Genomic DNA, 26,939 nt, shown 5'->3' with positions numbered 1-26,939 from the left:
GCTGTTCTAACACGCAAAATCAGACCGACGGCGCCAAGGCGATCCCGCACCGTGTCGGAAACATGACACCCAGGAGGACATGCCAAAGCGCGGAAAGCGCCTGTCGGCACGGCTCAAACGCCTGCGAAACAGGCACTTGGTGCATCCGGAATCGGCAGGGCTGTCCCGGCTCGGCGTGCCCCGTCGCGCTTCGTCCGGCCCCTCCTCCGTCCTCTTTCGGTCCGGACAAGACGGATCCCCGGTCGCACGAGACCATGTCGCAGTGACACGCCTGCGGGGAAGCCCTAGCTCCCCTGCATGGAGACGACGCCCCACCGATCCGCCGCCGAGCTTTCTCCCGCCTTGTCCATGCCGCCCCGGACGGGACATGAAGGCCCGATCCTGGAGGTCTTCGACCTCGCGAAGTCGCTTCCGGGCGGGCGGCAGCTCTTCTCCGGCCTTACCCTGCAGGCGAGGGCCGGAGAGATCGTCGCGATCGTCGGGGAATCCGGCATCGGGAAGTCGACCCTTCTTAACATCCTCGCCGGTCTCGATGGGTTCGACCGGGGGGACGTGCGGGTCGAGGGCGAGAGCATCCGCGAGCTCGACGAGCCGGCGCGAACCCGGCTCCGGCGCGAACGCATCGGCTTCGTCTTTCAGGCCTTCCACATTCTCCCCTACCTGACGCTTCGCCAGAACGTCGCCCTGCCCCTCGCTCTCGTCTCCTCGAAGGGCGAGGCCCTGGAGCGTCGCGCCGACGCGTTGCTGGAAGCGGTCGGCCTCGGCACGCGGGGTGGCGATTATGCCCGCGATCTCTCCGGCGGCGAATTGCAGAGGGTGGCGATCGCGCGGGCTCTCGTACACGAGCCGGCCCTCATCCTCGCGGACGAGCCGACCGGCAATCTCGATCCCGAAACCGCGGCCCGGGTGCTCGCCCTCTTTGCCGATTCCGTGCGGCGGGGACGGTCGGCAGCGGTGATCGTCACGCATTCCCACGCGACCGCCGCCATCGCCGATCGCGTCCTCACCCTCAGCGCGAAGGGTCTCGGCGAGACCAGAAGCGGCCGGGACGGCTTGTCGTGAGAGCGGCGGCGTCGGTCTTTTCCGCGCGGCTCGCCCTCGCCTGGCTCGTCGGCGGCGAGGTCCGCGCCCATCCCGCCCGGCTTCTCGGCGTCATCGTTGCGATCGCGGTCGGCGTCGCTCTCGGCTTTGCGGTCCATCTCGTCAACGGATCGGCGCTGTCCGCCTTCGACGGCGCGGTGCGCGGCGTCAACGGAACGGCCGATCTCCAGGTCCAGGCGGCAAGCCCGCTCGGCTTCGACGAAGCGATCTATCCCGCCGTCGCGCGAAGCGAGGGCGTCATCGACGCCAGTCCCGTGGTGCGGCTCGACGCGGAGAGCCGGGGCGGCCGCTTCGCGCTTCTGGGCCTCGACATCATCCGCGCCGCCGCGGTGACGCCGAGCCTGGTCGGCCTGCGCCCGACCGGGCCGGATGCGACCGGCGAACGGGTCTTCTCCGGCGATGCGCTGTTTCTCTCCGCCGCCGCGCTTCAGGCCACGAACGCCCGCGTCGGAGACACGATCGAGGTCGCGGCCCGTGGACGGACGGCACGGCTGACCGTCGCCGGTCTGCTGCCGGGCGTTGCCGAGGGACAGGCGATCGGCACGATCGACATCGCCGCCGCGCAATGGCGCTTCGACCGGCTCGGCCGTCTCGACCGGATCGATCTGACGCTGTCCGATCGAAGCCGCGCCGAAGCCGCGCTCCGAAGGATCCTGCCGGCGGACGCCGCCCTCGGCAGCACCGCGACGGAGGCCATGCGAGGCAACGCCCTGTCGCGCGCCTACCGCGTCAACCTCGACATGCTGGCGCTCGTCGCTCTCCTCACCGGCGGCTTTCTCGTCTATTCCGCGCAGTCGCTGTCGGTCGCGCGCCGCCTTCGCGCCTTCGCCCTCGTGCGCACGCTCGGCCTTCCCCGCAGCGGCATCGTCGCGCTCGTCGCTCTGGAGGGTCTCGTCATCGGCCTCATCGGCTCGGGGCTCGGCCTTGGCCTCGGCTATGCTCTGGCGGGAACCGCGATCGCCTTTCTCGGCGGCGATCTCGGGGCCGGCTATTTCCGGGGCGGCGGCGTCGCCGTCGTCTTCCAGCCAGTGTCGGCCGCCGTGTTCTTCGCCCTCGGTCTCGCCGCCGCGCTGGCGGGAAGCATCCTGCCCGCGCGGGCCGCATCGAAGGCCGCTCCCGCCGCCGCTTTGAAGAACGCCGGCGATCTCATCGATCCCCGCAGGGCGGCGCCCTGGAAGCGGGCGGCGGCGCTGCTCCTCGTCGGCAGCGCCATCACGCTCCTGCCGCCCGTCGGAAATCTGCCTGTCTTCGGCTTCGCCGGCATGGCGCTGATGCTGGCGGGCGGCGTTGCGGGCGTGCCGTTCCTCGCCCGCCGGCTCCTGTCGCCCTTGTCCCGGCAGACCCGCCTCGGCGTGCCGGGCGCGCTGGCGCTTCGCCATGTTCACGGCGCACCGAACGAGGCGGCGACGGCCCTGTGCGGGATCGTCGCCTCCACCGCGCTGATGATCGCGATGGCGACCATGGTCACGAGCTTTCGCGGCGCGGTGGACGACTGGCTGGGCGACGTCCTCGCCTCGGACCTCTATCTTCGAACCGAGGACGGCGGCGGCTTCACGCCGGAGCGACAGGCGCGGCTTCTCGCCGTTCCCGGCGTCGCCGCGATCGACTTCAGCCGGCAACTGCCCCTTGGTCTCGCACCGGACCGCCCGCCGGTGACGCTGATCGCCCGCTCGATCGACCCGGCAAAGGCCGGCGAGGCGCTGGTGCTTCTGGACGAAGCGCCGCCCGTCGGAGACGTCTCGGGCGATGCCCTGCCCGTCTGGGTGTCCGAGCCGGCGGCACGTCTCTATGGCTGGTCCGCGGGCGAGACGATCACGCTGCCGATCGGCCCCGGCGCGGCGCCCTTCCGCATCGCCGGCATTTGGCGCGATTACGCGCGTCAGGCCGGCGCGCTCGTCGTCAGGGCAAACGACTATCAGAGCCTCACCGGCGATGCCGCGCGGGGAGAAGCGGCGGTGACGCTCGCCTCGGGCGCCGATCCCGGCCGCACCGGCGAAGCTCTTCTCTCCGCGCTTCGTCCCGATCTCGAACCAAGCCTTGCCGAGCCCGCGACGCTGCGCCGCTACGCGCTGGACCTCTTCGACCGGAGCTTTCTCGTGACCTATGTGCTGGAAGCCATCGCCGTGCTCGTCGGCCTCGCCGGCGTCGCCGCGACCATGTCGTCGCAGACGCTCGCCCGCGTGCGCGAATTTGGGATGCTGCGCCATCTCGGCCTCGGCAAGGCGCAGATCCGCGCCATGCTCGGCATCGAGGGTGCGCTGCTCGGGGCGGTCGGCGGCCTCGCCGGCGTCGCGCTCGGTCTGGCGCTCGCCCAGGTGCTGATCCACGTCATCAATCCGCAATCCTTCAACTGGACGATGTCGACCCGTCTGCCGCTCGGCACGATGGCCGGCGTCGTCGCCGCGCTGGTCCTGGCCGCCGCGGGCACCGCGATGGTCGCGGGCCGCCGGGCGACGGGCATGGATGCGGTCACCGCCGTCCGGGAGGATTGGTGATGCGGCTCCTCGGCATCGTTCTCTCCGCGCTTCTCGGCCTCGCAGGCGTCGCGCCCGCCGCGCCGGCCGAGATCGATTATCCCCCCGTTCGTCCCGGCGTCGCCTTCGCCTTCCCCCGCGATCACGGCGCCCATCCCGAGTTTCGAACGGAATGGTGGTACGTGACGGGTTGGCTGAAGGGTCCGGACGGCCGCGACCTCGGCTTCCAGGTGACGTTCTTCCGCACGCGCCCGTCGATCGATCCGGCCAATCCGAGCCGCTTCGCGCCCCGCCAGGTGCTCTTCGCCCATGCCGCGATCTCCGATCCCGCGACGGGCCGGCTGATCCATGGCGAGCGGGCCGCGCGCGCCGGCTTCGGCCTGGCCGAGGCGGCGAGCGGGGATGCCGACGTGGTGCTCGACGACTGGAGCTTCCGGCGGGAGACCGACGGACGCTTCACGACCCGTGTCGAGACCGGCGAATTCTCCTTCAACCTGGCGTTCGCCCCGACGCAGGCGCCCTTCCTCCAGGGCGAGGCAGGCTTCAGCCGGAAAGGACCGGCCGAAGGCGACGCCAGCCACTATTACTCCCTGCCCCATCTTGCCGTGACGGGAACCCTCGCGCGGAACGGCGGCGAGCGGCAGGCGGTGACGGGCACGGCCTGGCTCGACCGGGAATGGTCGTCGAACTACCTCAACCCGGACGCGGTCGGCTGGGACTGGACGGGCCTCAACCTCGACGATGGCGGCGCGCTCATGGCCTTCCGGATCCGGCGCGCGGACGGCGGCACGCTCTGGGCTGGCGGCTCCCTGCGCCGGCCGGACGGGGAGATCACGCGGTTTTCGCCCGACGACGTGACGCTGGAGCCGGTGCGCACCTGGCGCTCGCCGAGGACCGACGCGGACTATCCGGTGGAACAGCTTCTCACGATCCGCCTGCCCGAGGGCGAGCGGCGCTTCCCCCTGACACCGCTTTTCGACGATCAGGAGCTCGACGGGCGCAAGGGCGGCCTTCCCGTCTACTGGGAGGGCGCGGTCACGACGACCGGAGGCCGGGGATACCTAGAGCTCACGGGCTATGCGGCGCGGCTGCGGATGTAGGCAAAGGGGTCGACGGGTGCAGGATTTCGACCGGCGGCGCCTGTCGCGCCGAGGGTCGGAGATGAACCCGCCGGTTTCAGTTCCCCGCCAGCACCGTGAAGCCCTGCGCCTCGAACAATCCCCGCGCCGTATCCGTCTTCAGAAACTCGAGGAACGCGCCCGCATCCGGATGCGTGGAATCCGCCGTCAGCGCCGCGGGATAGACGATCGGCTTGTGAGAATCCTCCGGAAACGTTCCGACGACCTCGACGGACGGGTCCGCGGTCGCGTCGGTCTTGTAGACGATGCCGAGCGGGGCCTCGGCGCGGGACACGAGGAGAAGCGCGGCGCGCACGTTCTCGGCCTGCGCCACCTTGTCCTTGACGCCGTCCCAAAGGCCGAGCGTCGTCAGAGCCGCCTTGCCGTATTTGCCGGCGGGCACGCTGTCGACATTGGCCATTGCCAGCCTGCCCGTCCCGAGGAGATCCGCCAGCGGCAGATCGCGCGTGATCCCGACCCTCGTCACCGTCCCCTTCGGCGCGACGAGCACGATGGCGTTGCTGAGAAGCTCCACGCGGCTCTCCGGGCGGATCAGGCTGTTGGACGCCAGCTCGTCCATCCAGTCGAGATCGGCCGAGACGAAGAGATCCGCCGGCGCGCCGCTCTCGATCTGCTTGGCGAGGGCGGAACTCGCTGCATAGGACAAGACCGCGGCCTTGCCGGTCTGCGTCGTCCAGGCTGCGTTCACGCCGTCGAGCGCGGTCTTGAGGCTCGCCGCGGCGAAGACGACCGGGCCCTTTTCCTGCGCCCCCGCATCGCCGCCGAAGGCCATGGCGGCGGCAAGCGTTAGAGCGGAGAGACCTTTGGCGAAAGTCCTGCGTGTCGTCACGTCCCTCTCCCTGCGCTGGGCATGCGTCTAGCGAACGCTTCGGCCGAATATAGCGAGGCGCGTGATCGGGGAAAGCGCCATATCAAAGGATGTATCGCGCCAGGTCTGGCCGCGCCGTGCGATCGAGCTCAGCCGAGCTCGAAGCTGGTGAGGCCGAAGATCCGGTCGAGCGGCAGCTGCGGTGCCGGTCCGCGATACATGCGGGCCGTCTCGAAGACCGGGGAAAGCCCCGCGGTCTCGGCCAGCGTCCGCGCGGCCACGTTCGGTTCGGGAACGTCGATCATCACGACCGCGCCGATGCCGGCCCTGGCGATGAGCGCAGCGAGAAGACGGCTTGCGGCTTCCGGCGTGTCGGCGAAGAGCGGCGCGATCTTGAAGCCGGTTCGGCAGGGACGCAGCACGCCGAACCCGGCGAGCCCTCCGCCCTCGGCCTCCACGACCAGAGCCGCATGGCCCGGCGCCTGCAGCCAGCCCGCGAGAAAGGCGGGGCGCGCCGCGCCGAAGGCAGCGGTATCGAGGCCCGCCAGAACCGGGAAGTCGCCGGCTGCCACCGGACGCACGCCCGCGATCGGCCCGTCCAGCACGGCCGCAGCGCCGCTGTAGCGGATGTTGCGATGGGCGAGGACGAAGCCCGACCGTTGGTAGGCCTCCTGTTGTGCGACGACGCCGTCGAGCCCGACGGTCGCGGCCGGGCGTTCGGCGAGCGCATGGCGCCACAGCGCCCGGCCGATGCCCCGTCCCCGCCGGTCGGGCCGCACCATGAAGAAGCCGAGAAAGGCGAAATCCGCGCCATAGCGGACGACCGATACGACGCCGACAGGAGCTTCCTCCTCCACCGCGACGAAGAACCCGCCGGGATCGACGGCGTGAAAGAGGGCCGCGTCGGACAGTCCGGGATTCCAGCCCTCGGCCGCCGCCCAGTCGAGAGCGAGCGCCACGTCGCCCGTCTGCATGATCCGGATGTCGAGCGGGCCGCAGCCCTCGATCGAACTCTCTGCCAAGCGATCCGGAGTGGACATCGGGACCTCGTCTCCGCCAAAGTCGGGCACATGTCCGGACATCTCGCGAATCCGGACGAGGGGCCTCGCCGCCCCTCGTGAATGGAAGGCGCCCAGCGCCGTGAAGGGTCTTCATAGCATGTTCGATGGTCTCGTCCGGAATGCCAACCTCCCCGATGGTCGCAAAGGGGTCGATATCGGAATCCGGGACGGGCGCATCGCCGCCATCGAGATGGCCCTTCCCGGCGAGGCGGCAACGGTGATCGAGGCCCGGGGCCAGCTCGTCTCGCCGCCCTTCGTCGATCCGCATTTCCACATGGACGCGACGCTCTCGCTCGGATTACCTCGAATGAACCGCTCCGGCACTCTCCTCGAGGGCATCGCGCTCTGGGGCGAGTTGAAGCCGATCCTCACCGTCGAGGCCATGGTCGAGCGCGCGCTTCGCTATTGCGATCTCGCCGTTTCGCGCGGTCTCCTCTTCATCCGCAGCCATGTCGACGTGTCCGATCCCACACTTCGCACCGCCGAGGCGATGATCGAGGTCCGTCGGCGCGTGAAGCCCTATATCGACCTGCAGCTCGTCGCCTTCCCGCAGGACGGCTATCTCCGCTCGCCCGGCGCGGTGGACCTCCTGGCCCGTTCGCTCGATATGGGCCTCGACATCGTCGGCGGCATTCCGCATTTCGAGCGCACCATGGCCGACGGCGCGGCGAGCGTCGAAGCGCTGTGCCGCATCGCCGCCGATCGCGGCCTGCCCGTCGACATGCATTGCGACGAGACCGACGACCCCCTGTCCCGCCATATCGAGACTCTGGCGGCCGAGACCGTGCGCTTCGGCCTCCAGGGCCGCGTCGCGGGCTCGCACCTGACCTCCATGCACTCCATGGACAACTACTACGTCTCCAAGCTGATCGCGCTCATCGCGGAGGCCGGGATCGACGTGATCGCCAATCCGCTGATCAACATCACCCTGCAGGGCCGCCACGACACCTATCCCAAGCGCCGCGGCATGACGCGCGTGCCCGAGCTTCTGGCGGCCGGCGTCAACGTCGCCTTCGGGCACGACTGCGTCATGGACCCCTGGTATGCGCTCGGCTCCGGCGACATGCTGGAGGTCGCCTCCATGGCGGCCCATGTCGCGCCGATGACCTCGCGCGAGGGCCTGCGCAGCGTCTTCGACGCCGTCACGGTGAACGCCGCGAAGGCGATGCGCCTCGACGGCTACGGTCTCCATGTCGGCGCCGAGGCGGATCTCGTCCTTCTCCAGGCGCGCGATCCGATCGAGGCCGTTCGACTCAAGGCGAACCGCCTCGCCGTCCTCAAAGGCGGCCGCCTCGTCGCCAGCGCCGAGCCCCGTCTGTCCACCCTTCGTCTCGACGGACGCCCGGAGCGGATCGACGAAGCCGCCTATGCGCCCGCGGCGGAAGCCTGACGATCAGCGGAGATGATCGTGGAAGAGGCAACGGCTTTTCTTGACAGCGAAATAAGCATGGCGTCTTTTCAGCCGTCCCATCCTGACGAGGTTCCAACGACATGACGAAGACGATCGACCGCCGCGAATTCCTGCTCGGCGCGGCGGTGACGGCGCTGGCCGTTTCCATGCCGCGCTTCGTCTTCGCCCAGACCCCGAAGATGAAGGTGGCGGGCGTCCATGCTTCGCCCGTCGAGAACGCCTGGAACTCGCGCCTTCACGGCGCGATGCAGAAGGCGGCCGAGGACGGGCTCATCGACTACGTCTTCTCCGAGGGCGTCTCGGCCGGCGACTATCCCCGCGCCCTGCGCGAATATGCCGAAGGCGGCGCGCAGCTGATCGTCGGCGAGGCCTATGCGGTCGAGGCCGAGGCCCGGCAGGTCGCGGCAGACTATCCCGACACCGCCTTTCTCATGGGCTCCTCGGGCGAACCGGCCGGCGAGAATTTCGGCACGTTCGGCACCTGGAACCACGAAGCGGCCTATCTCGCGGGCATGCTCGCGGGACAGATGACCAAGACCGGCACGATCGGCTCGGTCGGCGCGATCCCGATCCCGGAGGTCAACATGGTGATCAACGCCTTCCGGGCGGGCGCGATGGAGGTGAAGCCGGACGTGAAGCATCTCGTCGGCTTCATCGGCACCTTCTTCGATCCGCCGAAGGCGCGCGAGGCGGGTCTGGCGCAGATCGACGCCGGCGCCGACATCCTCTACGGCGAGCGCATCGGCACCGCCGACGCGGCCAAGGATCGGGGCGTCAAGGCCGTCGGCAACATGGTGGACTACACGCCGCGCTATCCGGACACGGTCTTCGCCAACGCCATCTGGAACTTCGACCCGCTCCTGCGCCTCGCCATGGCCGACAAGGCCGCCGGCACGCCGACCGCCAAGAACTACACGCCGCTCTCCCTCATGAAGCAGGGCGGCAACGACATCCTCTTCGTGGACTCCATGGTGCCCGCCGAGGCGCTGGCCGTCATGGAGGCCAAGCGCAAGGCGATCAAGGACGGCAGCTTCACCGTTCCGATCGACACCGCCGAGCCGAAGTAAGCCGCTTGTCCGCTTCATCCGCGCCGAACGAGCCGGCGGGCGCGACGCCGGCCCTTTCGCTGGCCGGCATCACCAAGCGTTTCGGAACCTTCGCGGCCAACGCGTCCATCTCGCTCGACCTTGCCAAGGGCGAGATCGTGGCGCTGCTGGGCGAGAACGGAGCGGGCAAGACGACGCTGATGAACATCCTCTTCGGCCATTACACGCCGGACGAGGGTTCGGTTTGGGTCGACGGGCGGCGTCTGCCGCCCGGCCGTCCGAAGGCCGCGATCGAGGCCGGCATCGGCATGGTGCATCAGCATTTCACGCTGGCGCCGAACCTCACCGTCCTCGAAAACGTCGCGGCGGGCACGCAGGGCCTTCTCTCGCCCCGCCTCGACGAGGCGCGCGTGCGCCGCCGCCTCACGGACCTCTCCGACCGCTTCGGCCTCGCGATCGATCCCGGCCGCCGCGTCGGCGACCTCTCGGTCGGCGAGCAGCAGCGAACCGAGATCCTGAAGGCGCTCTACGGCGAGACGAAGATCCTCGTCCTCGACGAGCCGACCGCCGTCCTGACGCCCGCCGAGGCGGAGGGGCTCTTCTCCACGCTGCGCCGCATGGCGGCGATGGGCCTCTCCGTGATCTTCATCTCCCACAAGCTGCACGAGGTCCTCTCGGCCGCCGACCGGGTCGTCGTGCTGCGCGGCGGCCGCCTCGTCGGCGAACGCCGGACGGGGGAGACCAGTCGCGAGGAACTGGCCGAACTGATGGTCGGACGGCGCGTCGAGCGTCCCGTTCGCGCGCGCTCCGCGCCCGGACCGGTCGTCCTGGAGGCGAAGGACCTCACCCTTCTTCGCGAGGGCCGCCCCCTCGTGCGCGATGCGAGCTTCACGCTTCGCGCGGGCGAGATCCTCGGCCTCATCGGCGTCTCCGGCAATGGACAGTCCGACTTGGCGCGGCTTCTGTTCGGCCTGGAGCGCCCGAGCGCCGGCACGCTGACGCTCCTTGGCCGCGACATCACGGCCGAGCCGCCCCGCGCGCGCATCCTCGCCGGCATCGGCCGCATTCCGGAGGACCGCAACCGCGACGGCGTCGTCGCCGACATGAATCTCTGGGAGAACGCCGTCCTCGAACGGATCCGGGAGCCCCGCTTCTCCCGCCTCGGCCTCGTCCGGCGCAAGGCCGCCAAGGCCTTCGCGCGCCATGTGTCCGAAACCTTCGACGTTCGGGGCGGCACGCCCGACACGCGCATCCGCCTCCTGTCCGGCGGCAACGTGCAGAAGATGATCCTCGGCCGCACGCTCGACCCCGCCCCGGCGGTGATCGTCGCCGCGCAGCCGACGCGCGGGCTCGACGAGGGCGCCGTCGCCGCGGTCCAGGCCGCGCTCCTGAAGGCGCGGGCCGCCGGCACCGCGATCCTCCTCATCTCCGAGGATCTCGACGAAGTGCTCCAGCTCGCCGACCGAACCCTTGCGATCCACGCCGGCCGCCTTTCCGATCCCGTGCCGACAGAGGGCCTCGACGCGCGCCGGCTCGGCCTGATGATCGCCGGCGAGCCCGCAAACGCCGGCCCATCCGGAACCGTAAGCGCATGATCGTCGAACGCCGCGCGAGCCGGCCGCTCGCCCTCGTCCTCCTCGCGCCCGTCGCCGCCATCGCGGCAGCCCTCTGCCTGTCCGGCATTCTCATCGCGCTGGCCGGCGCACCCGTCCTCGAAGCCTTCGGCCGCATCGCGACGGGCGCCTTCGGCTCGCGCCTGTCGGCCACCGAAACGCTCCTGCGCGCCTGCCCCCTCATCCTGACCGGCCTTGCCGCCGCCGTCGCCTTTCGCGCCCGCGTCTGGAACATCGGTGGCGAGGGCCAGCTCTATCTCGGCGCGCTCGCCACGGTGGCGCTCGGCTTCTCGAACCCGCTCGGACTTCCCGGCCCGCTCCTCACCGTCCTCCTCATGGCGGCGGGCGCTCTGGCGGGCGCCCTCCTCCTGCTCGGCCCGCTCGCGCTGCGCCTGCGCTTCGGCGTCGACGAGGTGGTGACGACGCTGCTTCTCAACTTCGTGGTCCTTCTCGTCGTCTCCCTGATGGTGGAGGGCCCGCTGAAGGATCCGCTCGCCTTCGGCTGGCCGCGCTCGGTTCCCGTTCTGGCCGATGCGACGCTGCCCAAGATCGTCGCGCGTTCGCGCCTTCATCTCGGCCTCCTCCTCGCGATCGGCGCCGCCCTCCTCGTCTGGTTCATCCAAAGCCGCAGCACCTTCGGCCTGGAATCGCGCGCCACCGGCCTCTCGCCGGAGGGCGCGTCCTTCGCCGGCGTGCCGTTGCGGCGCACGCTCCTCAAGGTCGGCTTCCTTTCCGGCGGCCTCGCCGGTCTCGCCGGCGCGATCGAGGTTCTCGGCAACCGGCTCTACGTCTCGACGGACCTCTCGCCCGGCTTCGGCTATGCCGGCATCGTCGTCGCCATGCTGGCGGGCCTGAACCCGCTCGGCGCGGTTCTCGCCGCGATCTTCGCCGCCGCCATGTTCGTCGGCTCCGACAGCATGGGACGGGCGCTCGGCGTGCCGAGCTTCATCGCGGACGTCACGGTCTCGCTCTGCCTCCTCACCATGCTCGTCGCCCTCTTCTTCTCCACCTATCGACTTCGGCGGGAGCGACCGGCATGACGGCGGTTCTCGACATCCTCGCCTCCGTCGGTCTCTGGGCCGCGGTTCTGCGCATCGCGACGCCCCTGATTTTCGGAACGCTCGGCGCGCTGCTCTCGGAGCGGGCCGGCGTCCTCAATCTCGGCATCGAGGGCATCATGACCTTCGGCGCGATGATCGGCTGGCTGACGGTCTATCAAGGCGGCGATCTCTGGCTCGGCCTCCTCGCGGCGGCGTCGGGCGGCGCGCTGTTCGGCCTCCTCCATGCCGGCATGACCGTCTCGCTCGGCCTGTCCCAGCACGTGACGGGCCTCGGCATCACGCTCTTCGCCTCGAGTCTGTCCTATTACGTCTTCCGCCTCGCCGTGCCCGTGGCGGGCAGCCCGCCGACGATCGAGCCCTTCCAACCGATCGCGATCCCGGTCCTGTCGGCGATCCCCTTCCTCGGAGAGACGCTGTTCCGGCAGACGGCGCCGACCTATCTGGCGCTCGTCCTGGCGCTCCTTCTGGCCTGGATTCTCGCGAAGACCCCGCTCGGCCTCGCCATCCGCCTCACGGGGGAGAACCCACATGCCGCCGAGGCGCGCGGTCTCGATCCCATCCGCATCCGCTACGGCGCGGTCGTCGCCGGCAGCGCGCTGATGGGCCTCGGCGGCGCCTTCCTGACGCTGTCGGCCTTCAACTCCTTCTTCCCGACCATGATCCAGGGCCGCGGCTGGATCTCGATCGCGCTCGTCGTCTTCGCCTCCTGGCATCCCGGGCGCGCGCTTTTCGGCGCGCTTCTCTTCGCGCTCTTCGACGCCTTCCAGCTGCGCCTGCAGCCGATCGCGGGCGGGCTCGTGCCCTATCAGGTCTTCCTGATGATGCCCTATCTCCTGTCGATCGCCGCGCTCGTCGTCGTCGCCCGAAAGGCGCGCGTACCCCAGGCGCTGATGCGGCCCTATCTGCGCGGAGAGCGGTAGACGCCGATCGGGCTCGCCGGCCCTTCGCGGCTTCGACGAAGGCGCGGCCTCGTCAGCCCCAGCGCGGGAAGCGGTCGGGATCTCCGCGATGCGGACCCATCGCCGCGCGGCGCATCGCGGCGGCCGTCGGACGGATGGCCGGGCGGGTCGGCGGGCCGAAGCCCGCGGCCCGGATCCGGGGATGCGCGATGGAATAGGACATGTCGCTCTTGGTCATGGTCTCGCTCCGATGGGGAGGAGGAGCCGATAGGCCCGCGAGGTTTCCCGCCGATGTCGCAAGCGGGCGATCGGGTTTCACCGCGTGTCCCGACGATGGCGGAACGGTTTCGGCCAAGACGCCGCCCGTCCCGCGTCAGGCCTTGAAACGATGAAAGGCGGCCCGAAGACCGCCTTTCCAAACGTCTGTCCGATCGCAACCGCGATCTTATTCGGCGGCGTCCTTGGCGGCGGCTGCCTCGGCGGCGGCCTGCTTGGCGGCGACCTTCGCGGCTTCGGCCTTGTTGCGCTCCTCGACCACGACCTGGCGGGCGTCGTCGTTCAGCTTGCGGGCGCGAACGTTGGTCGCTTCCACGATGCGGGCCGACTTACCGCGACGATCGCGCAGGTAATAGAGCTTGGCGCGACGAACGCGGCCACGGCGCACGACCTCGACGCCTTCCAGCATCGGCGAATACATCGGGAAGACGCGCTCGACGCCCTCGCCGTAGGAGATCTTGCGGACGGTGAAGTTTTCCTGGAGGCCCGAACCCGAGCGGGCGATGCAGACGCCCTCATAGGCCTGGACGCGCGTGCGCGTGCCTTCGGTGACGCGCACGTTGACGCGCAGCGTGTCGCCCGGCGAGAAGGTCGGCAGCGTGCGGACGGCTGCGATGCGGGAGGCTTCGGCGGCCTCGAGTTCTTGAATGATGTTCATGGGAGCCTCTCTTGGTTGCATGCCGGCTCAGCCGGTCATGGCCGTTCGATGGACGGTCAGATTCTTCTGAGGAACGCGCGTGCCTTACACGCGAACGTCGCGTCTGTCGAGATGCCGGCGGCGGCTTTGTCGGCGCGCTTGGCGGCGGGTGGCCCCTTCGCAGGCCCGGCTTGCCGCAGGCCCCTCACCCGCCTATTCCTCGGCCCGCCCGGCGGTTCCGCCGGGGCTCGACCGAGGTTTTCCCATGCCGCTCCTGGAAATCGCGCTCCTCTTTCTCGCGGGCTTCGCCTCCGGCGCGATCAATGCGGTGGCGGGCGGCGGCACCTTCGTGTCCTTCGGCGCGCTGACGCTGATCGGCGTGCCGCCGATCGCAGCCAATGCCACCTCGTCCATCGCGCAGTTCCCCGGCTACGTCACCTCGACGCTGGCCTATTGGAGCGACATCAAGCGGATGTGGCGGGGCGCCCTGGTGCTGGCGATCGTTTCGGTCCTCGGCTCGACGCTCGGCGCGCTGATCCTCCTCTCGCTCGACAATCCGCAGTTCAAGGCCATGGTGCCCTGGCTGCTTCTCGCCGCCACCGGCCTCTTCGCCGCCGGCCCCTGGCTGAAGCCCAAGCCCCGCCATGCCGAGGAGGCGACGCGCGGCAAGGGGCTCGCCGGCCCGCTGGCGCAGTTCGTCACCGCCATCTACGGCGGCTTCTTCGGCGCCGGCATGGGCATCATGATGCTGGCGACGCTCGGCCTCACGCAAGGCGGCGACTACCACCGCCTCAACGCTTTGAAGAACATGCTGGCGACCGTGATCGCCGTCGTCGCCATCGCGGTCTTCGTGGTCGGCGACGTCGTGGACTGGCCGGGCGCGCTCGCGATGATTCCCGGCGTCGCGCTCGGCGGCTATGCCGGCGTCTGGATCGCCAAGCGCCTGCCGCAGATCTGGGTCCGCTCCTTCGTCATCGTCGTCGGACTGGCGCTGGCCGCCTATTATTTCGCGGCCGGCTGAGGCTCGGCGCGTCAGCGTTTCAGCAGATCCGGCCGCCGCTCTGCCGTGATGCGCTCGGCCTCGGCGCGGCGCCAACGCTCCACCGCGCCGTGATCGCCCGATGTCAGGACGGGCGGGATCGTGCGGCCCTCCCATTCGGCGGGCCGCGTGTAGTGGGGATGTTCGAGACGGCACGTCTCGAAGCTCTCGGTCTCGCCGGACAAGGCATTGCCCATGACGCCGGGGAGAAGCCGGACCACGGCATCGAGAAGCACCGTCGCCGCGATCTCGCCGCCGGAGAGGATGTAGTCCCCGATCGAGACTTCGGTCAGCCCGCGCCCCTCGATCACGCGCTCGTCTACCCCTTCGAAGCGTCCGCAGACGATGACCGCGCCCGGACCCTCGCTCAATGCACGCACGAAGCGCTGGTCGAGCGGCCGGCCGCGCGGGCTCATCAGGAGACGCGGCCGCGAATCGCCTTGGGGAGACGCCGCGTCGATCGCGGCCGCGAGAACGTCCGCCCGCAGCACCATGCCGGCGCCCCCGCCGGACGGCGTGTCGTCGACCATGCGGTTGCGGCCGACCGAGAAGTCGCGGATCTGCACCGTCTCCAGAGACCAGTCGCCCCGCTGCAGCGCGCGTCCCGAGAGCGAGACGCCGAGCGGCCCGGGAAACATCTCGGGATAGAGGGTGAGGACGCTCGCGCGAAAGCTCACCGCGCCTCCGGCTCCGGTCCATCCGACTGCGGATCGCCCGGCTCCGCCAGTCCGGCCGCTTCTTCCGCCTGATCGCCGACGGCGCCGGACAGTCCGGCCGCGACCGGCTCGACCGTCATCGTGCCGGCTTCGACGTCGATCTCGGGAACCGCGGCCTCGGAGAAGGGAATCATCACGGTCGGTCCGCGCTCCGGCCGGATCTCCACCACGTCGCCCGCGCCGAAATCGTGGATCGCGATCACCGTGCCGATCGCCTCGCCGGACACCGACACGGCGGAAAGGCCGATGAGATCGGCCTGGTAGAACGCGCCGTCCTCGCCCTCGTCGGGCAGGACGGAGCGGTCGACGAAGAGTTCGGTCCCGTTCAGCCGCTCCGCGTGGTTGCGGTCGCGGACCTCCGCGATGGCGGCGACGACGACGTTCTTCTGCACCCGCGCCGAGCGGATCGTGTAGCGGTTGCCCTTGGCGTCGGTGAGCGGCCCATAAGCGCCGATATCGGTCGGGTCGGCGGTGAAGGAGCGGATGCGCACCTCCCCCTTGATGCCATGCGCGCCGCCGACGACGCCGAGAAGCACGGGATCGGCAAGAGCCGTCGGTTTGGGGTCGGACAAGGGCTTCGGGGCTCGGATCAGGGACGGGAGCCCGGTTCTTTGCGGGCGCCGCTCGGGAACGTCAAGCCGCCGCGCCGTGTCGGCCGGAGCGATGCTGTTCGTAATGGCGGCGTTTGGCCTCGTACATGCGAAGGTCCGCGCGTTTCACCGTGTCCTCCAGGCGCTCGCCGGGCCGAGCGCTGGCGCAGCCCATCGAGAGCGACAGGGGCTCGCCGGGATAGAACTGGTTGTTGATCTCGCAGAGCCCTTCGATCACGCCGAGCAGCGCCTGCCCCTCCTCCCGTCCGGCCCCCGGCATGAGCACCGCGAATTCGTCGCCGCCGATCCGCGCCGCGTTCCAGGGCTTGCCGACCGCTTCCTTGAAGACCTCGCCCGCGCGCCGGAGCAGCGTGTCGCCGGCGGCATGCCCAAGCCCGTCGTTCAGCGCCTTCAGCCCGTTGAGATCGGCGACGAGCACCGTGAAGCGCTCGGTCTTGCGGCGCTCGATCCGGTTCAGCTCGTCGACATAGAAGGACCGGTTGAAGAGCTTGGTGAGGACGTCGTGCTTGCCGAGATATTCGAGATAGGCCTCGGCCTTCTTGCGCGCCGTGATGTCGGAGAGCGCCACCTGCACCAGCGACCAGTCGGCCTCGTGGCCGGGAAGAACCGTGAAATGCAGGAGGAAGTGCAGTTCCTCGCCGGCCAGCGAATAGTTCACGACCTCGCGGCTCTGCACCAGCTTGCCGTTCCACAGGTCGATCAGCTGTTCCAGGAAGGGCTGCTGCATGGCGTCGCGGAAGATGTCGGCCTGCCGCAGCAGCAGGGTGTCGAGATCGGGCGCGCCGAAGGTCTGCAAGGTCAGGCGGTTGACCGCGACGACGCGGATCTCGCTCATGCAGCGCGCGACGAATTCGGGATGGACCCCGAGAAAGGTCCGGAAATCCGTGATGCCGCTCTCCCGCACGTCGGCGATCAGGCGCTGGATGGAGGAGAAGTCCTCGACCCAGAGCGAGACCGGCGAGTTCTCGAAGAGTCCCGTGGCATAGGCGTCGCTTTCGGCGGTCCGCCGGCGCGCGGTCTCCAGTTCCGTCACGTCCTCGGTGGCGACGATGACGCGGCTCCAGTCTGCCTCGTGGCCGGGCAGGATGCGGGCGTTGAGCTGGATGTCGAGGCGTCGCCCGGTGATCGTGTGGTTCACCGCGCGGCTGGAGAACGTGGTGCGTCCCGCCCAGAGCTGGAGAAGTTCCTCCAGATGATTTTCGAGGACGGAGCCCTGGAAGACGCGGTCGACGGCCCCGACGATCTCGTCCGTGTCGCGGGCCTCGAAGAGATCGAGAGCCCGTTGGTTCAGCTTCAGGATCGAGATCGAGCCGATGGAGGCGCGGATGCGGGTCGGATCCTCCAGGAGAAAGGTCCTGAGATCCGTGACGCCGTCGCGGCGCCACCCGTCGAGAAGCCGGCGCACGCGGCTGTAATCCTCCAGCCAGAGCGGCGTCGGAGCGAGGTCGAACGAGTCGGGCTCGATGGCGGAAGCGGGACTGGCGGCAGCTTCGCCGGCAGGCTCGGACGTCTCGTGCTTCATCGCGGGATCCGGGCGAAGGGCCGCAAGGCGGCGGGCAAAACGAAAACGGTGCGGCGGGGTATCCCCGCCGCACCGTTAAATGTAAGCTTCAAGAATTAATCCGAGCTTTACGAAGAGAAAGCCGAAGCCTTACTCCGCGGTCTCGTCGGCCGGCGCGTTCTTGGCGGCCTCGGCAGCAGCGGCCGCGGCCTCGGCCTTCGCGGCGGCGTCTTCCTCGCGCTGCTTCTTCTCGGCGATGCGCTCGAGTGCCTTCTTGCCGGGCAGGCCCTTGGTCTCGTTCTTCTTCTCGGGACGGTTGGCGATGCCCGCCTTGTCGAGGAAGCGCAGGACGCGGTCGGTCGGCTGGGCGCCTTCCGAGAGCCAGTGCTTGATGCGCTCGTCCTTAAGGGACACGCGCTCGGCATCCTTGGGCAGCATCGGGTTCCAGGAACCGACCGTCTCGATGAAGCGGCCGTCGCGCGGCGAGCGGGCGTCGGCGACGACGATGTGGTAGTAGGGACGCTTCTTCGAGCCGGCACGGGCAAGGCGCATCTTCAGGGGCATGGGTCTGTCCTTTGATCGATCGTTTGGTTTGCGTTGGTCTTCGATGTCAGCATCGGCGCCCGCGGACGTCCGATCCTATGTCTGGCGGCCGACCGACGCTGAGGCGCGCGGTTCGACCTGCATTGATGTCCTCCGGCCGGCCGGCCGCTTACTTCTTCCGGCCCGGAAGTCCCGGCAGGCCGGGCAATCCGCCGAGGCCCTTGGGCAGTCCGCCCTGGCCGAGCGCGCCGGGCAGGCCCTTGGCCTGCGCCATCTTCGCCATGGCCTCGAGCTGCTTGGGGTCCATCTTGGAAAGATCGGGCATGCCGCCCATCCCTCCCATGCCGCCGCCGCCGAGGCCGAGCTTGGCGCCGAGGCCCCCCATCAGCTGGCCCATCATGCCGCCGCCCTTGCCGCCCTTCATGGACTTCATGACGTCGGCCATCTGGCGGTGCATCTTCAGGAGCTTGTTGATGTCGGCCGAGGAGGTGCCGGAGCCCGCCGCGATGCGCTTCTTCCGGCTGTGCTTGAGGGCATCGGGATTGCCGCGCTCGTAGGCCGTCATCGAGGAGATGATCGCCAGCTGGCGCTTCAGGAGCTTGTCGTCGAGGCCGGCGGCCGCGACCTGTTCCTTGATCTTTCCCATGCCGGGCATCAGCCCCATCATGCCGCCCATGCCGCCCATCTTCTGCATCTGGCGGATCTGGTCGGCGAGATCGTCGAGGTCGAACTTGCCCGACTGCATCTTCTTGGCCATCGCCGCGGCCTTTTCCGCGTCGATGTTTTCCGAAGCCCGCTCGACCAGCGAAACGATGTCGCCCATGCCGAGGATGCGGTCGGCGATGCGCGAGGGATGGAAGTCCTCCAGCGCGTCCATCTTCTCGCCGGTGCCGATCAGCTTGATCGGCTTGCCGGTGACGGCGCGCATGGAGAGCGCCGCGCCGCCGCGTCCGTCGCCGTCGATGCGGGTGAGGACGATACCCGTGATGCCCACGCGCTCGTCGAAGGAGCGGGCCAGATTGACCGCGTCCTGGCCGGTCAGGGAATCGGCGACGAGCAGGATCTCGTGCGGGTTCGAGCGGGCCTTGATTTCGGCCATTTCGGCCATCAGGGGCTCGTCGATATGCGTGCGGCCGGCCGTGTCGAGAATGAGGACGTCGTAGCCGCCGAGCTTGGCGGCCTGCGCCGCGCGGGACGCGATCGCGACGGGATCCTGGCCCGCGATGATCGGCAGCGTGGCGACGCCGGTCTGCTCGCCGAGAACGCGAAGCTGCTCCTGCGCGGCGGGGCGGCGCGTGTCGAGCGAGGCCATCAGGACCCGCTTCTTCTGGCGCTCCGTCAGGCGCTTGGCGAGCTTGCCGGACGTCGTCGTCTTGCCCGAGCCCTGGAGGCCGACCATCATGATCGTCACCGGGGCCGGCGCGTTGAGGTCGATCGGCGCCTGCTCGGAGCCGAGCGTCGCCACCAGCTCGTCATGGACGATCTTGACGACCATCTGGCCGGGCTTGATCGACTTCACGATCTGCGCGCCGACCGCCTTCTCGCGCACGCGGTCAGTGAAGGAGCGCACGACCTCGAGCGCGACGTCGGCTTCCAGCAGCGCGCGGCGAACCTCGCGCAACGCCGCCGCCACGTCCGCGTCCGACAGGGCGCCGCGTCCGGTCAGGCCGGAGAGAATGGACCCCAGGCGGGTCTGCAACGAGTCGAACATGTCGTTCCTTCCGTCCTTCGCTTCGGGCAGGCGTGTCGGTCGAGCCGGACTTGCCCATCGCGAATGTGGTGACGGACCATCAGCCGCAACAAGCCGCGAACGCCCAAAGCAAGCCGCATCCGCGGGCGAAACTCGCTGGCGGATGGGGACCTCCGTGGACCTCGTCACCTGCGGTTCTGCAGGAAGAGAGGCGAACGGTCGGCGGCTCGCGGACGGATGCGCGCGGATTTGGGACTGCGTAAAGCACGGATGGGGGGAGAAGGTCAAGAAAGAGGCGCGGCGTCCGATCCCGCGCTCGCACCTGCGCACCATATCGGACGGTCATCCGGGGAATGCCGGGGTATCGTCGGCCGTCATCGAAGCCGATCGTTGCGGTCGCGGCAACCGTCGGCATCGGCACCCGTGGCAATATCTCGACGCGCCCCGCGCGTCGCGCTGCCGGCGGCCGGACGCTTGGCGCCCTTCGAAGGAACGGCGACGTCCGGGTCCGCCCTCCACCCCTCGCGGACCTCCCTTGCGGACGCCCCTCGCGCCCCTTCCGGGAGCGGGAGTTCGAACGTCTTTGAAGACCAGCCGAACGCGAACGGCCAGACCATCCCTCCGCCGCGGATCGAGGATCCGCGGGATCGGCGGCGCTCGGTGGGAAGAGATCGGCGGGCCGGGCCGAACCGCGTCTTGTGTCCCGCCTCGCCGCAAGTCACCCTTGCTTTTTGCTGTCCACGCACAACCTGATGCCGCGTCTCCTTCCGCATGCCGTTCGGCCGGGAAGCGTCTGACGCGATGGATGTCGTTCGCAACGAGGAGCCCAGTCGATGGTGGCAGAGATCGTGATCGGCAGCCTTGCCGCCCTCCTCCTCGTCGCGACGCTCCTGTCCTTCCTGCGCATTCCCCATGGCTTCGTCCGAAGCTTCTCCTTTCCGCGCCTCCAGATCCTCGTCGTCGCGCTCGTGCTTCTCGGGGCAGCGCTCTGGTGGGTTGCCCCCTCCCTGACGCGATGGCTGATCCTCGCCGCGCTTCTCGTCGCGATCGTGATCCAGGCGCTCTGCATCCTGCCCTTCACGCCGCTCTGGAAGAAACAGTCGAAGGGCCGGGTCGTCGACGAGGCCGAGGGGAGGGACGGGCCGGACACGGTCTCCGTCCTTTCCTACAATGTGAAGATGTCGAACCGCGACTATGCGAGCGCGCTCGCCATCGCCCGCGAGGCCGACGCCGATCTCATGGTCTTCATGGAGACCGACCAGGCCTGGTGCGATGCGCTGGAGCCCTTGCGGCAGACGCATCCCCACGGCCTGTCCGCGCCTTACGACAACGCCTACGGCATGATCCTCTTCTCGCGCCTCGAGCTCTCGGACACCTCGATCCAGTGCCTCCTGATGGAGGACGTGCCCTCCTTCGGCGCGACGGTGCGCTTGCGCGACGGCCAGCGCTTCCGCTTCCACGCCGTTCATCCCGAGCCGCCGGTTCCGACCATGGATTCGCTCGGCCGCGACGCGGAGCTCCTGATGCTGGCCGAGATCGTGAAGACCGAACGCCTGCCTTCGATCGTTTCCGGCGATCTCAACGACGTCGCATGGTCGAACACCACGCGCCTCTTCCAGCGCGTTTCGCGCCTCCTCGACCCGCGCATCGGACGCGGCTTCTACAACACGTTCGACGCGCGCTTCCCCTTCCTGCGCTGGCCGCTCGATCACCTCTTCCACGATGCGCGCTTCGCCATCGTCGCCATCGAGCGCAAGCCGGCCGGCGGCTCCGATCATTTCCCGATGTTCTTCCGCCTGGCGCTGACCCCGAGCCCGGAGGGCGCCGACCTGCCCGAAGCCGAGGATGCGAGCGACCGCGCGGAAAAGCGGGAGATCGTCGCGGACGGCCGCAAGCTCGACCGCGAGGCGATCGGCGTCGACTGGGAGAGCTGAGCTTCGACGCACATCATATGTAAGACACATTAGTTTTCCCCATTCCGGAACGCCGTGCATCGCCCTTCGTTGATCGAGAAGGGCTTCCCGACGCTCCACGGAGCGTCGCCGGGCCGGAAACGATCCATGCGGGAGAAAGACATGTTGGACGAGACGCGCCGCTCGGCACGCGAGACCGTGACCGCTTTCTTCGAAACGCGCACCGATGCCACCCGCGCCCTCGACCGGCTCCGCAACGACGGCGTTCCGGTGGACGAGGCGGAGTTCCACGACGGCGTGTCGGGGGCGAGCGATCGCGCCGAGCGCGAGACGCACCACAAGGGTTTCTGGGAAGCGCTCGGCGCTCTCTTCCTGCCGGACGAGGACCGCGGAACCTATGTGGAGGCGCTGTCTCGCGGGGGCACGCTGCTGACGATCCCGGTCTCGGCGCAGGACCGGGCGCGCGTTCTCGCCCGTCTCGACGAAGAGGGCACGGTCGATCTCGATGCACGCCAGGAGGATTGGCGCCGCGAGGGCTGGGGCGGCCCGGCAACCTCCCCGACGCTCGGCGACACCAGCCTCACCACGCCCCGCGACGACGTCGCCCTGCGCAGCGGCATTTCGGGAATCGGCGCTCATGCCGCGGGTGCTCCGCCGGCCCGCTTCGCCCGGCGGCTCGAGGATGTCTCCAGCCGGCGCGTGCGCGCCTACCGCCTCGATGCGCCCTCCGGCGAGGCCCGCGCGAGCGAGGTCGAGATCGAGGACCGCCGGAGAAGCGAGGACGTACCGGGTTCCGGGCTGATCGATCGGGCCCTTTGAACCCAAGGGCGGCGACGGCCGGTCCCGACCGGAGCCGCCCGAAAACGACATGTCGGGTCAACACATTAAGTCGCCGTTAACCATGCTGGCCGCATCATCAGGGACATCGCAACCCGAGAGATGAGGCGTCGACGTCCATGCGCAGGATCGAAGTGGCTGAGGAGCTGAAGGTCCGCTTTCCCGCCCGCAGTGCCGAATTCGACGACGGCTTCGAAGTCGGGATGATGGCGCTCCTGATGAGCCGCAAGGAAGCGGAGTTCACGCGGTCCGTCTCGACGCGCATCGTCGACCAGTGCGTCGAGCTGGCCGGCAAGCTCGGCTATCATCTGGGCGAGCGCGAGGACGGCGCGGACAACGTCCGCCTGACCTTCCGCACCCGGCGCGCCAAGCCCAAGCTTCGTCTCGTTTCCAACCAGGCCGTCGCGTCCTGAACGAGGCGATCGGCCGCCCCGCTGGCATTCGGCGGTCGCCTCGGCCATATAGCGGGGCATGGTCCAGGATCCGACGATACCTTTCGCGCGCATGAACGGGCTCGGCAACGAGATCCTCGTCGCCGACCTGCGCGGGCGCCCGGAGCGCGTGACGTCCGCTGCCGCCATCGCGCTGGCGGGGGCGCCCGAGACCCATTTCGATCAGATCATGGCGATCCACGATCCGGCGACGCCCGGCACGGACGCCTTCGTGCGCATCCTGAACGCGGACGGTTCGGAAGCGCAGGCCTGCGGCAACGGCATGCGCTGCGTGGTTCAGGCGCTTGCCGCCGATCTCGGCCAGTTCGCCTTCACCTTCGAGACGCGTGCCGGCCTGCTCTTCGGCGAGGAGGGTCCGGACGGTCTCATCACCGTCGACATGGGCATTCCGCGCTTCGGCTGGCAGGAGATCCCGCTGTCCGAGGCCTTCCACGACACGCGCGCGATCGAACTGCAGATCGGGCCGATCGACGCGCCCATCCTGCACTCGCCCGCCGTCGCCTCGATGGGCAACCCGCACGCGACCTTCTTCGTCACGCGCGACGTCTGGTCGTTCGAGCTCGACCGGTTCGGCCCGATTCTCGAGAACCATCCCCTCTTTCCCGAGCGCTGCAACATCACGATCGCCGAGGTGCGCGCGCCGGACGCGATCACCATCCGCACCTGGGAGCGCGGCGTCGGCCTGACGCGCGCCTGCGGCTCGGCGGCCTGCGCAGCGGCCGTGAACGCGGCCCGCACCCGCCGCTCGCATCGCCTCGTCACCGTGACCGTCCCCGGCGGCGATCTTCGCATCGACTGGCGCGAGGACGGCCACGTCGCGATGACCGGTCCGGCGGAATGGGAATGGTCCGGCCGCCTCGATCCCTCGACCGGCGCCTTCACCCGGGACGACGTCTCCGGCCGGGACGACGCCTCCGGCTGGACCCCATGAGCGCGACGACCGGCCAGACCGGCTCGACCCGGAAAACCCGCGGCGTGGAGGTCGTGAGCTTCGGCTGCCGGCTGAACACGCTCGAATCGGAAGCGATGCGCGCGGCGGCCGAACACGCCGATCTCGGCCCGACCCTTCTCTTCAACACCTGCGCGGTGACGGCCGAGGCGGTCCGGCAGGCGAAGAAGGCGGTCCGCAGAGCGCGCCGCGACCATCCCGATGCCCGCATCGTCGTCGCCGGTTGCGCCGCGCAGCTCGACCCCCGGGGGTTCGCCGACATGCCCGAGGTCGACGCCGTCCTCGGCAATGCCGAGAAGACGAAAGCGCGGAGCTTCGCGAACCTTCCCGACTTCGGCGTCTCGGCGGCCGAGAAGATCCGCGTCGACGACATCATGAGCGTCACCGAGACCGCGCCGCATCTCGTCGATGCGATCGAAGGCCGCGCGCGCGCGATCGTCGAGGTGCAGAACGGCTGCGACCACCGCTGCACCTTCTGCATCATTCCCTTCGCGCGCGGGCCCGCCCGCTCCGTTCCGGCCGGCGCGGTGGTCGAGCAGATCCGCCGCATCGCCGGCGGCGGCATCCGCGAGGTCGTCCTGTCCGGCGTCGACCTCACCAGCTACGGCACGGATCTGCCGGGCGCGCAGAGCCTCGGCCGGCTCGTGCAGGCGATCCTCGCCGGGGTGCCGGACCTGCCGCGCCTGCGCCTGTCCTCGATCGATTCCGTGGAGGCCGACGACGCCCTTCTCGACGCGATCGCGACGGAGACGCGCCTGACGCCCTATCTCCACCTCTCCCTCCAGGCCGGCGACGACCTGATCCTGAAGCGCATGAAGCGTCGCCACCGCCGCGAGGATGCGGTGCGCTTCTGCGAGGATGTGCGCGCACGCCGGCCGGATGTCGCCTTCGGCGCCGATCTCATCGCAGGCTTTCCGACCGAGACCGACGCGATGGCCGAGAACACGGCTTCCCTCGTGGCCGATTGCGGCCTCGCCTTCACGCACATCTTCCCCTTCAGCGCCCGCGAGGGCACGCCCGCCGCGCGCATGCCCCCGGTCGAGCCCGCCGTGATCCGGGCGCGCGCGGCACGGCTCCGCGCCCTCGGGGCCGAGGCGCTGTCGCGCCATCTCGCCGGCCATGTCGGACGCAGCGCCGAGGTGCTGGTCGAACGCGGCCGACGCGGGCGGCTGCGCGACTTCACGCCCGTCGACATCGCCTTCGGCCTCCCCGGCACGCTCGTCGACGCTAGGTTCACGGGTCACGACGGCCTGCGGCTCCAGGTTGAACCGATCGAGGGCGGCCCTTTCCAGGCTGAACCCTTTCCCGCTCGCCCGCTTCAGCACCCGCTTCAGGACCCGCTTCAGGAAATGACGAACCAGCATGGCTGAGAACAAAGGCTTCTTCCGGCGGATCTTCTCCTTCGGCTCCGCACGCGTCGAGGACGAACGCTCGCCCGACGAGTCGAAGTCCCTGCCCGGCACGCCGGACGCGGCGGTCGAACCGGCATCCGCACCGCCCGGGGACACGGCTCCCGCCCCCGCAGCTGGCCTCGTCGACGCGCCTGCGCGCGCGGTCCTCGACGAGCACCCGCGCGCGGTCGATGCAAAAGCGCCCGCTCCTCCCGAGCCCGTTTCCATGGCGGCGGCGCGGCCGGCCGATCCGGTCCTGACGCTGGAAACGCGGCCGGCCGAAGCCCTGGCGCCGCTGGTTGTCCCCTCGCCGGCGCCCTCGCACGGACCCGTCTCCGACGAAGCGGCTCCGCTCGGAGCCCCAAAACCCGACGCCGCAGAACCCAACGCAGCAGAGCTCGAAGCCCGCACGGCGCCGCGCAGCACGACGTCAGAGGACGAGGCCGACTTCTCCTGGCTCGACGCGCCGCTTCCGCCCGAGGACGAGGTGGAAGCCGCGACGCAAGACCCCGTCGACGCGCAGGCCCCTCTTCCCGAGCCGGTCGCCCCTGCAACCGACGAGCCCGAGGATTTCGGCGAACCGGTCGAGGATTTCGCCGCCGAGCCCCTGCCGGAGGACGAGGCGGACTTCTCCTTCCTCGAACCGGACGCGCCGCTTCCGCCCGAGGACGAGGAGGCCGAGCCCGACTTCTCCTTCCTGGAGCCCGAAGCCCCGGTCGAAGGTGCCGACACGCTCGACGACACCGTCCCGCACGAGGGATGGCGTCGCCGCGAGGCGCCCGCTCTCCCCGAGGCCTTGCTGCCGGTCGGCCCGCGCATTCCCTGGTTCGAGCGGCTTCGCCAGGGACTCGCCCGCTCGTCCAGCCAGCTCACCGGCTCGATCACCGCGCTCTTCACCAAGCGCCGTCTCGACGAGGCGACGCTGCAGGATTTCGAGGACATCCTGATCCAGGCCGATCTCGGCGTCGAGACCGCGATGCGCATCACCGAGCGGCTCTCCGAGGGCCGCTTCGGCAAGGAGGTCTCCGGCGCCGAGGTGCGCCAGGTCCTCGCCGCCGAGGTCGAGGCGACGCTCGCCCCCGTCGCGCTGCCGCTGGAGCTCGATCTCGACAAGAAGCCGCATGTCATCCTCGTCGTCGGCGTCAACGGCACGGGCAAGACGACGACCATCGGCAAGCTCTCCGCCAAGCTCGTGCGCGGCGGCCTGAAGGTCACGCTCTGCGCGGGCGACACGTTCCGCGCGGCCGCCGTCGAACAGCTGAGGATCTGGGGCGAGCGCACGGGTTCGGAGGTCGTTGCCAAGGCCATCGGCGCGGATGCGGCGGGCCTTGCCTTCGAGGCCTACGACCGCGCGGTCGAGAACGGTTCGGACGTCCTCATCATCGACACGGCCGGCCGGCTCCAGAACAAGACGGAGCTGATGGCCGAGCTCGAGAAGATCGTGCGCGTCCTCAACAAGCGCGATCCCGACGCGCCGCACACCGTGCTTCAGACGCTGGACGCGACGACCGGGCAGAACGCCTTGTCCCAGGTCGAGATCTTCCGCAACGTCGCGGGCGTCAACGGCCTCGTCATGACCAAGCTCGACGGCACGGCGCGGGGCGGCATTCTCGTCGCCATCGCGGCCAAGCACAAGCTGCCGGTCTACTTCATCGGCGTCGGCGAGGGGATCGACGATCTCGAACCCTTCAAGGCGAAGGATTTCGCGCAGGCGATCGCCGGAACGGCCTGAACGCCGAGCCGCCCCGGCCGACCGTCATCGGTCGCGACA

General features: G+C 69.6%; 24 protein-coding genes. 15 read left to right on the top strand and 9 right to left on the bottom strand.

Annotated features, from left to right (window positions below):
• The first annotated feature begins 297 nt into the window (after positions 1-297).
• From ASG43_RS07880 to ASG43_RS07870, 3 genes are read left to right on the top strand one after another with little or no spacing between them, the layout of a single operon-like run.
• Entirely contained in the window at positions 298-1,062 is a 765-nt protein-coding gene (locus tag ASG43_RS07880) for an ABC transporter ATP-binding protein (RefSeq protein WP_244488019.1), read from the top strand.
• Positions 1,059-3,596, top strand: a complete 2,538-nt coding sequence (locus ASG43_RS07875) for an ABC transporter permease (protein WP_056502771.1) — start codon at positions 1,059-1,061, stop codon at positions 3,594-3,596. The genes ASG43_RS07880 and ASG43_RS07875 overlap by 4 nt, the downstream gene beginning before the upstream one ends.
• Positions 3,596-4,675: a carotenoid 1,2-hydratase gene (locus ASG43_RS07870; RefSeq protein WP_056502769.1), complete on the top strand. Its 1,080-nt coding sequence runs from the start codon at positions 3,596-3,598 to the stop codon at positions 4,673-4,675. Before ASG43_RS07875 ends, ASG43_RS07870 begins: the two co-directional genes overlap by 1 nt.
• Before the next feature lie 76 nt (positions 4,676-4,751).
• On the opposite strand, the gene modA is transcribed toward ASG43_RS07870, so the two are convergent.
• Both modA and ASG43_RS07860 read right to left on the bottom strand, forming a co-directional pair.
• Positions 4,752-5,543 carry a molybdate ABC transporter substrate-binding protein gene (gene modA, locus ASG43_RS07865; RefSeq protein WP_082490742.1) on the bottom strand — a complete coding sequence of 264 codons (792 nt, stop codon included), beginning with the start codon at positions 5,541-5,543 and terminating at the stop codon, positions 4,752-4,754.
• A gap of 128 nt (positions 5,544-5,671) precedes the next feature.
• Complete coding sequence (locus ASG43_RS07860; RefSeq protein ID WP_056502796.1) at positions 5,672-6,562, bottom strand: GNAT family N-acetyltransferase; 891 nt, start codon at positions 6,560-6,562, stop codon at positions 5,672-5,674.
• 118 nt (positions 6,563-6,680) lie between these two features.
• Between ASG43_RS07860 and ASG43_RS07855 the strand changes: the two genes are divergently transcribed.
• From ASG43_RS07855 to ASG43_RS07835, 5 genes are all read left to right on the top strand, one after another.
• On the top strand, positions 6,681-7,973 hold the full coding sequence (locus ASG43_RS07855) for an amidohydrolase family protein (RefSeq protein ID WP_056502764.1): 1,293 nt from the start codon (positions 6,681-6,683) through the stop codon (positions 7,971-7,973).
• 101 nt (positions 7,974-8,074) lie between these two features.
• Entirely contained in the window at positions 8,075-9,061 is a 987-nt protein-coding gene (locus ASG43_RS07850) for a BMP family protein (protein ID WP_056502763.1), read from the top strand.
• Between the two features lie 59 nt (positions 9,062-9,120).
• On the top strand, positions 9,121-10,635 hold the full coding sequence (locus ASG43_RS07845; protein WP_244488022.1) for an ABC transporter ATP-binding protein: 1,515 nt from the start codon (positions 9,121-9,123) through the stop codon (positions 10,633-10,635).
• Positions 10,632-11,693, top strand: a complete 1,062-nt coding sequence (locus tag ASG43_RS07840; protein ID WP_056502759.1) for an ABC transporter permease — start codon at positions 10,632-10,634, stop codon at positions 11,691-11,693. Before ASG43_RS07845 ends, ASG43_RS07840 begins: the two co-directional genes overlap by 4 nt.
• Positions 11,690-12,634, top strand: coding sequence for an ABC transporter permease (locus ASG43_RS07835; RefSeq protein WP_056502754.1), 945 nt, complete (start codon positions 11,690-11,692; stop codon positions 12,632-12,634). Before ASG43_RS07840 ends, ASG43_RS07835 begins: the two co-directional genes overlap by 4 nt.
• A gap of 52 nt (positions 12,635-12,686) precedes the next feature.
• On the opposite strand, the gene ASG43_RS22635 is transcribed toward ASG43_RS07835, so the two are convergent.
• A complete protein-coding gene (locus tag ASG43_RS22635) occupies positions 12,687-12,851 on the bottom strand; it encodes a hypothetical protein (RefSeq protein WP_156386576.1) in 165 nt (54 codons plus the stop codon).
• A 207-nt stretch (positions 12,852-13,058) separates the two neighbouring features.
• Positions 13,059-13,547 carry a 50S ribosomal protein L19 gene (gene rplS, locus ASG43_RS07830; protein ID WP_056502751.1) on the bottom strand — a complete coding sequence of 163 codons (489 nt, stop codon included), beginning with the start codon at positions 13,545-13,547 and terminating at the stop codon, positions 13,059-13,061.
• Positions 13,548-13,791: 244 nt separating this feature from the next.
• On the opposite strand from rplS, the gene ASG43_RS07825 reads away from it, so the two are divergent.
• Complete coding sequence (locus tag ASG43_RS07825; protein ID WP_056502749.1) at positions 13,792-14,547, top strand: sulfite exporter TauE/SafE family protein; 756 nt, start codon at positions 13,792-13,794, stop codon at positions 14,545-14,547.
• Between the two features lie 11 nt (positions 14,548-14,558).
• Here ASG43_RS07825 and trmD read toward each other — a convergent pair whose 3' ends face one another.
• The 5 genes from trmD to ffh form a co-directional block, all read right to left on the bottom strand.
• Entirely contained in the window at positions 14,559-15,242 is a 684-nt protein-coding gene (trmD, locus tag ASG43_RS07820; RefSeq protein WP_056502746.1) for a tRNA (guanosine(37)-N1)-methyltransferase TrmD, read from the bottom strand.
• Positions 15,239-15,853: a ribosome maturation factor RimM gene (rimM, locus tag ASG43_RS07815; protein WP_056502745.1), complete on the bottom strand. Its 615-nt coding sequence runs from the start codon at positions 15,851-15,853 to the stop codon at positions 15,239-15,241. Before rimM ends, trmD begins: the two co-directional genes overlap by 4 nt.
• A 61-nt stretch (positions 15,854-15,914) precedes the next feature.
• Positions 15,915-17,414 (bottom strand): GGDEF domain-containing protein, encoded by a 1,500-nt coding sequence (locus ASG43_RS07810; protein WP_056502744.1) that lies wholly within the window; start codon positions 17,412-17,414, stop codon positions 15,915-15,917.
• A 129-nt stretch (positions 17,415-17,543) separates the two neighbouring features.
• Positions 17,544-17,957, bottom strand: coding sequence for a 30S ribosomal protein S16 (rpsP, locus tag ASG43_RS07805; RefSeq protein ID WP_056502740.1), 414 nt, complete (start codon positions 17,955-17,957; stop codon positions 17,544-17,546).
• 148 nt (positions 17,958-18,105) lie between these two features.
• Positions 18,106-19,647, bottom strand: coding sequence for a signal recognition particle protein (ffh, locus tag ASG43_RS07800; RefSeq protein ID WP_056502737.1), 1,542 nt, complete (start codon positions 19,645-19,647; stop codon positions 18,106-18,108).
• A gap of 812 nt (positions 19,648-20,459) precedes the next feature.
• Here ffh and ASG43_RS07795 point away from each other — a divergent pair.
• From ASG43_RS07795 to ftsY, 6 genes are all read left to right on the top strand, one after another.
• Positions 20,460-21,560 carry an endonuclease/exonuclease/phosphatase family protein gene (locus tag ASG43_RS07795; RefSeq protein ID WP_056502734.1) on the top strand — a complete coding sequence of 367 codons (1,101 nt, stop codon included), beginning with the start codon at positions 20,460-20,462 and terminating at the stop codon, positions 21,558-21,560.
• A gap of 141 nt (positions 21,561-21,701) precedes the next feature.
• Positions 21,702-22,358 carry a hypothetical protein gene (locus ASG43_RS07790; RefSeq protein WP_156386574.1) on the top strand — a complete coding sequence of 219 codons (657 nt, stop codon included), beginning with the start codon at positions 21,702-21,704 and terminating at the stop codon, positions 22,356-22,358.
• Positions 22,359-22,495: 137 nt separating this feature from the next.
• A complete protein-coding gene (locus ASG43_RS07785; protein ID WP_056502729.1) occupies positions 22,496-22,789 on the top strand; it encodes a hypothetical protein in 294 nt (97 codons plus the stop codon).
• Positions 22,790-22,847: 58 nt separating this feature from the next.
• Entirely contained in the window at positions 22,848-23,759 is a 912-nt protein-coding gene (gene dapF, locus ASG43_RS07780; protein WP_056502725.1) for a diaminopimelate epimerase, read from the top strand.
• The gene (gene mtaB, locus ASG43_RS07775) at positions 23,756-25,147 is read left to right on the top strand and encodes a tRNA (N(6)-L-threonylcarbamoyladenosine(37)-C(2))-methylthiotransferase MtaB (RefSeq protein ID WP_082490740.1); all 1,392 of its coding nucleotides are present in this window, start codon (positions 23,756-23,758) and stop codon (positions 25,145-25,147) included. The genes dapF and mtaB overlap by 4 nt, the downstream gene beginning before the upstream one ends.
• Positions 25,140-26,900 (top strand): signal recognition particle-docking protein FtsY, encoded by a 1,761-nt coding sequence (ftsY, locus tag ASG43_RS07770; protein WP_082490739.1) that lies wholly within the window; start codon positions 25,140-25,142, stop codon positions 26,898-26,900. Before mtaB ends, ftsY begins: the two co-directional genes overlap by 8 nt.
• Positions 26,901-26,939 lie beyond the last annotated feature (39 nt).

Origin of the sequence: Aureimonas sp. Leaf454 (assembly GCF_001424685.1) — a bacterium.
Classification (GTDB): domain Bacteria; phylum Pseudomonadota; class Alphaproteobacteria; order Rhizobiales; family Rhizobiaceae; genus Plantimonas.
Note: the sequence above shows the minus strand (reverse complement) of the source record. Positions and strands in the feature narration are given on the sequence as shown.